Source organism: Candidatus Goldiibacteriota bacterium HGW-Goldbacteria-1 (assembly GCA_002839855.1).
In the GTDB taxonomy this organism is placed as follows: domain Bacteria; phylum Oederibacteriota; class PGYV01; order PGYV01; family PGYV01; genus PGYV01.
The window spans coordinates 1-6589 of the sequence record PGYV01000004.1 but is presented as its reverse complement, the minus strand read 5'-3'; the positions used below and the strand labels follow the sequence as shown (position 1 = coordinate 6589).

Here is a 6589-nt window from a genome sequence, read left to right as displayed (position 1 = left end):
GTCTTCCGCTATAGCTTAATTGCCTATAGCTTATTATTTCATTTCTGTCTTCCGCTATAGCTTAATTGCCTATAGCTTAATTCGCTATTTTTTAACAAACTTTGCTATAAAAAACCCATCCATATTCATCTCGTTGCCCGGTAAGGATACAAAATATTTCTTCTTCATAAAATCATCAAACTTACTATTTTCTGTAACTGCAACCTGTTTGAATCCCTCAATCGTTTCCAAAAACTTCTCCACCACACCCTCATTCTCCGCCGGGTTTATTGTGCAGGTGGAATAAAACAGTTCTCCGCCTTTTTTTACCCAGCCTGCGGCTGTTTTTAATATTGCCAGCTGTGTCTTGGGAAAGTCTTTTAACTCCGCTTCTTCAAGGCACCACTTTTTCTCCGGATGCCGCCTTATTACGCCAAGCGCGGAACACGGCGCGTCTACCAGTACTTTATCCGCGGTATCGTGCAGCGCGGGTATATCCAGCGTTGCGTCGTGGGTAATGACTTTCACGTTTGTTATTCCAAGCCTTGCGGCTGTATTATCTATCATTCGGGCGCGGCCGGCGTCTGATTCAATTGCCGCAATACCGCCCTTGTTTTCCATTGCCATTGCCATATACGCGGCTTTTCCGCCAGGCGCGCTGCCGATATCAATAACGCTTTCTTTGGCTCCGGCGTCAATAAACGCGCCAAGCGCCTGTGACGCAAGGTCCTGCACGTAGTAAAGGCCGTGGGCAAACGGTTCGCAGTCTATGGGATTGCCCGATTTTATAAGCAGGGCGTTTTTAAAGTATTTTACCGGCTCTGCTTCAATAGAATTTTGTTTAAGGATTTCTACAAGTTCTTCCGCGTCTGTTTTAAGCGTGTTGACCCTTATAAAAAAAGGCGGTTTGATATTGCCTGCCTGCATAATTGCTTCCGCTTCTTTTGGGTAATGTTTAAGGAAAAACTTAACCATCCACTTTTCATAGGAATATGTGGTTGCCAGATACTCTTCCGGTTTTTTCTTTGATATTCCGTCTTCTGACGTGTCTTTTAAAAGGTTCCTTAATACGGCGTTGATGAAGCCGCCCGTTTTTGGGTGGACAAATTCTTTTGCAAGTTCAACGCAGGTATTTATTGCCGCGTAAGGCGGGATAGAATCCATTTTTTTTATCTGCCAGTATCCGATGCGAAGGATGTTTAAAAGTTTTATGTCTTCCACGGGTTTTTTAATGAATTTTGAAAGGCGGAAATCAATAAGGGATTTGTTGCGCAGTATGCCGTAGCATAGTTCGTATATTTTCGCGATATCGCGGTGTTCTTCATTAATATCGCCCATGTTGTCTTCAATGGACTCTTTTACCCACCGTTTGCTGACAAATGTATCGTTTAAAATCTTAAAAGAAATCAGCCGAAAATCCTTGCGTGGTACCATTCATTCCTCCGCCTTGTTTAATTGCCCGCCAAATTATTATGATTATGCCATAAACATAGTCAAATATACAAATAAAAAGTAGAATGTATCTGTATTTAACAATATATAAAAACTTAATTTTTGTACAAAAACTAAAAAACCCCTTAAAAATAAGGTTGTTTATGGACAAAAACAGAGAAACCTTATTTGTTTTGTATTGTCTAAATTAAACGTGTAAACTGTTTATTGACTTCTATTTAAGCAATATATATAATAAATCAATAGAACGGGATTTCATATTATGAAAGAAGGGGAAAAGTTTTGAAGCTATTAAAGGTTTTACTTACAGCTTCAGCAGCCATAGGTATATCTATTTCATCATTTGCGGCTATTAATATAAATATTAATTCAGGAAATCCTGTCATGCCTTTCCCGCAGTTTATGGATTACGTTGGCGGGGAAACACTTGCTTCACACCTGCCGGACGGCGTTTCCCATGCGGAAATGGAAATGTGGATGCGCGACGCGTGGAAGATACATTCAAATGAATTCAATTATACCGGAACAATTGCTTATCAGAACGCGGCAGGAGCAAATGCCAATGTCAACTTAATTAAAGACAGTTCAAGTCCATACTGCTCTGAAGGGCACGGCTATGCGCTTCTTGGAGCAGCGCTTATGTCTGATAAACCGGCATTTGACGGTTTGTGGTTTTATCTTAACGAAAATAATTATTTTAATAAAACTTTAAAGTATTCAACAGGAGATGTCGTTAATCCGACATACAAATACGGCAAGCATGCACCTTCGGTATATGGCGCGGGTTCTGATACGGCCGCTGATGGTGATGATGATATTGCCATGGCAGCTCTTATTGCGTGGAAACAGTGGGGCGATGGAACCGGATACTATGCGCCCGGAGGTACGGGACCCGCCAATGGATCGACAATGACGGTAGGGCCGGATATAAAACCGTGTTATGAAATACAATATAAACAGATGGCACTTGATATGCTTAGATTTTTTGTTGAACACGATGAGGGAGACAACACAGGGGATGATTACTGGACATCGGGAAATATTGGATTTGACGGATATGCGCGCGGAGGCAATACAGGCGGGGGCTTTGCGGGTGAAACTACAAATTGGGGTTCGGGCTTAACCCCATACGCTCCTTTAAAACCTCAGTTTGCCGGACCGTCAGAAAATTATTACGACTATTCTGCTCCTGCATATTACAGATGTTTTGGAGAAACTCTTCAGGCTATTGGGGATCCTGCATGGAATTATAATCAGTTCTATCGTGCTGCTGCTTCCTCCAATTGGCTTGCCGGACAGTTGGCTGTAGATCCTTCCATGGTTACCGGTTATGTCGGCATATATTCTGTTAATGAGGCTTCGCATACTGCGTCGTTCAGGGAGTTTAATGACGGAGAGGATTTCAGGTCGCCGTGGAGGCATTCGCTTGATGTATTGTGGAATGGCGCTCCTTCCTCTACATGGAATCCTTCAACGCATCAACCTGATATTTTAGCATCAAATACTTACGAACTTGAAGCGGCCAGAAAATTAACAAACTTTATAGAGAATCCACAGGCATATGGTGTTCCCTGTAAAAAATATGGGTCATCAGACAGTGCGGACCTTTATTTTTTTGGGCCTGCGGCAGTAGCAGGGTGGTATCATCCTGATGGTACCGAAGGTGTATCATTTCATTATAACTGGATTTTTGGTACCGGTGCGGCAGCAGCAATAATTACGAACGCGAATGAACCTGTACCTGATTATACTTTAATGGGTGAGTATTTTAGAGAACTTATGATAGAATGGGACGTTACTACACCGGGGGATGGTTACCTTTCATCAGTTCCTCATTATTACCATGGTTGGTTTAGGCAGCTTGGATTACTTATTTTAACGGGAAATTGGCCTAATCCGTGCAGTATTATGCCTACCGCCAATATGAAAGTTTACAAGTCAATGGATAAAACTTACGGATTCCCCGGCGATACAATAACTTACTGGATAAACTACCGCAACTATGGTTCCATGGATGCCACGAATGTTACCGTGCGCGATACACTTCCAAGCGCTATTGAATTTGTCTCTTCCACGCCTGCGCCTGTATTTTCTGATTCCGCGAACGGGATTTATGAATGGGGCGGCACAGGGTTTACCGTGACCGGCATGAGAAACCAGAATTACGGTGTGACAATGGGCGGCATAACAATGGTGGCGCGCGTAAAATCAACCGCGGCGCAGGGGCGCTACTGCAATTATGCCGACATCCGCTGCAGTAATGGAACCGGCTGGACATCAAGCGAATTCCCAAATGAAGTATCCGCGGTGTTAAGAAGAAACTGCATTGACATAGTGTCCGCTGCTTTAACTATTACAAAGACCGCAGGTGCAGCACTTGTAAATGTCGGCGACACCGTTACTTACACAATAGATTTCTGTAATTCCGCGGCAGCGGCAGGCTGGATAAACGGCGGAAGGTCAGGGGTTAACTGGGCTGCCGGCGTAAATCCGCTTCAGCTAAATTCTTCGGAATACAAACTGGATTTTGCGGCGCACCACGAAGCTGCAGAGCCTGTTATAGACTGGTCAAATTACCGTATTTCTTATTTTGTAAATTCCGCCCTTCATGGCACGCAATGGGGCGTAGTTAAAAATTCAAGCTCACCGTGGAATGCCAATATCACAATGACCACCGAAGATTTTCTGGCCTGTATGCCGACAGCCTGTACTGACGTTACGGGTAAGTCCTGGAATCAAAGGCTTATGCTTACTTTTAACTCCATGCCATCCGCACCCACGCATCATCTGTATAACTATTACGGCTCTATGGACAGAATTCATATGGGGACGGTTACCGCCCCTTTTTATTTTGAAGTCAGGCTTTTTGATTCCACATATATGAATCCGCAGGACTGGACAGACGACTGGTCACAACAGAGTGTTGATAAAAATGTCAGCGGCCCGGATCAAATGATGTTTCCTATAAGTCCTGACTGGACAAAAGGCGACGGGACATTTGTTAATGTTAATAAGGTGAACAGGGATGTGTGTGCATCTGTTGCGACAACAGTGAATAATATTTTAATTGAAGAGTGGGACGGTTATACATGGCGCAGGGTGTTTGGCAACGGGCCAATGCCCGGCCGTGAAGTAAACGGCGTTCACGTGGTTGATTCTCTGCCCGCGTATCTTACCTTCGGCGGTGTTGTATCGGCACCGGCGGGTTCTACCTTAACGCAGAGCGGAAAGTCGCTTGACTGGAATATCGGCGATATGCAGATTAATCAGTGCGGACAGATAGTTTATTACGCGATTGTGGGAAATCCCGGATGCCCTGTGGCAGATACCCCGCAGATAAATAAGGCGTTTGTATATGGGGCAAAAGAAGCGCCTGTAAGCGATGACGCTTTGGTCACAATAAGATGCGGGGTGGTGCCCACTTTTACATCTACGCCCACTGCCACGCGCACATCAACATCCACGGTTACAATTACTTCAAGCCCGTCGCAAACCGCCACGCAGACGTCAACTGCAACTGATACAATAACGCCTTCATCCACCGCAACGCTTACGGCCACAACTACGGTTACGGTAACCGCATCGCCGACTTTAACTGTTACCAATATATCAACCGCGACATCCACATCAACTGCGACTTCAACCTCAACGCCTTCATCAAGCGCCACTATGACTTCCACGGCCTCAGCCACGCCGTCTGTTTCGCCTTCATCAACTTTCACACAGACACCCACTTTAACAATAACGCAGACAGAGACGACAATAATAATTTCAGCGACAATAACATTAACGTGGACAGCTTCTCCCACCATGACGGCAACACCGACCGCAACCGTTACAATTACTTCCTCAAACACGTCAACAGATACAGAGACCGCCACAAGCACATTTACGAATACGGCAACAGACACCCCGACAGAGACTTACACGTACACATACACCGCCACAAGCACTGATACCCCTACAAGTACGGCAACGCATACATACACGGCGTCAGATACCGTGACAGGCACGCCGCCGCCGACAAATACCTTTACCCAGACATTCACGCATTCAAATACAATGACATATACTGATACTGCAACAAACACGCACACGCGCACTTTTACAAATACCTTTACAGAGACGTTTACATATACACAGACATCCACATTTACTGACACGTTTACGGCGACAAACACGCGCACGCCTTCTTTTACCGCTACAAACACAAATACGTTTACAAACACGTTTACGCATACCGCCACGTTTACAGCTACTTTTACTTCAACACATACAAATACTCCGGGGCCCACGCCTGTAGAGCTTGAAATGGAATTAAAAGCGTGGGGCGAAACTCCCGGGGTAGGGGCAAAGATTACTTACCAGATAGTGATAAGAAACCCGCACGCCGCGGATACATGGAACGTAAATATATGGGATTCGCTGCCGGCAGGGACAAGGTTTGTATCCGCTTCATCTCCGTCGCCGTACAGTTACTCTTTGGACGGGGATGTAATAAGCTGGGATTTTGCGGGAGTCACGCTTAACGCGCAGTGTTATCCCGGAACGCCGTCATGTGTGGATGAAATCACAGTGGAATTCACGGTTGAAATAACACAGATGCCGGCTGACAGGGTTTTTGAAAATACGGCAGCGGCTGATTATAATGACTACGCGTATCCGAATTATCCTAAACACCCGATAATAGACACAGGTGTTGAATACTATCCGGGCGGAATGCCGGTGATATACCCCAACCCGTTTAACCCGAAAAAGGCAAAAGACGGGCGTTTGAAAATAGATAACGTGCCGCCGGGTTCCGTAATACAGATTTACACGGTGGCAGGTGAAAACGTAATTTCCATACAGGCGGAAAACATAATAGCGTACTGGTACGGCAAGAATAAATACGGCAACGACGTATCGCCGGGGCTGTATTATATCACCATACATAATAAGGCGAATAATAAAGTGCAGAGGGCGAAGCTGTTTGTGGTGGGGAATTAAGGCGGCAGCTGGGTAAAAAAAACGAGGGACGGATGCACAGAGGGACAGAGGGACGGAAGTAAGATCGGCGGTTTGACGTCTCGGTTTAGATTTGGTAGACGCGGGTCTTTAGCCCGCGGTAGTGGATGTTAAATAATAAGCAGTTAAGCATTAGGCAGTTAAGCATAAG

At 45.2% G+C, this 6589-nt stretch carries 2 protein-coding genes; one reads left to right on the top strand and one right to left on the bottom strand.

Features of this window, described 5'->3' with window-relative positions:
- Positions 1-84: 84 nt before the first annotated feature.
- Positions 85-1413 carry a hypothetical protein gene (locus CVV21_03795; GenBank protein ID PKL91881.1) on the bottom strand — a complete coding sequence of 443 codons (1329 nt, stop codon included), beginning with the start codon at positions 1411-1413 and terminating at the stop codon, positions 85-87.
- Positions 1414-1713: 300 nt separating this feature from the next.
- On the opposite strand from CVV21_03795, the gene CVV21_03790 reads away from it, so the two are divergent.
- Positions 1714-6420, top strand: a complete 4707-nt coding sequence (locus tag CVV21_03790; protein PKL91880.1) for a hypothetical protein — start codon at positions 1714-1716, stop codon at positions 6418-6420.
- The last annotated feature ends 169 nt before the right edge of the window (positions 6421-6589 follow it).

Bases quoted from the DNA above. Each gene is read 5' to 3' on its own strand.
- CVV21_03795 (PKL91881.1), bottom strand. From the start codon at position 1,413: ATGGTACCACGCAAGGATTTTCGGCTGATTTCTTTTAAGATTTTAAAC.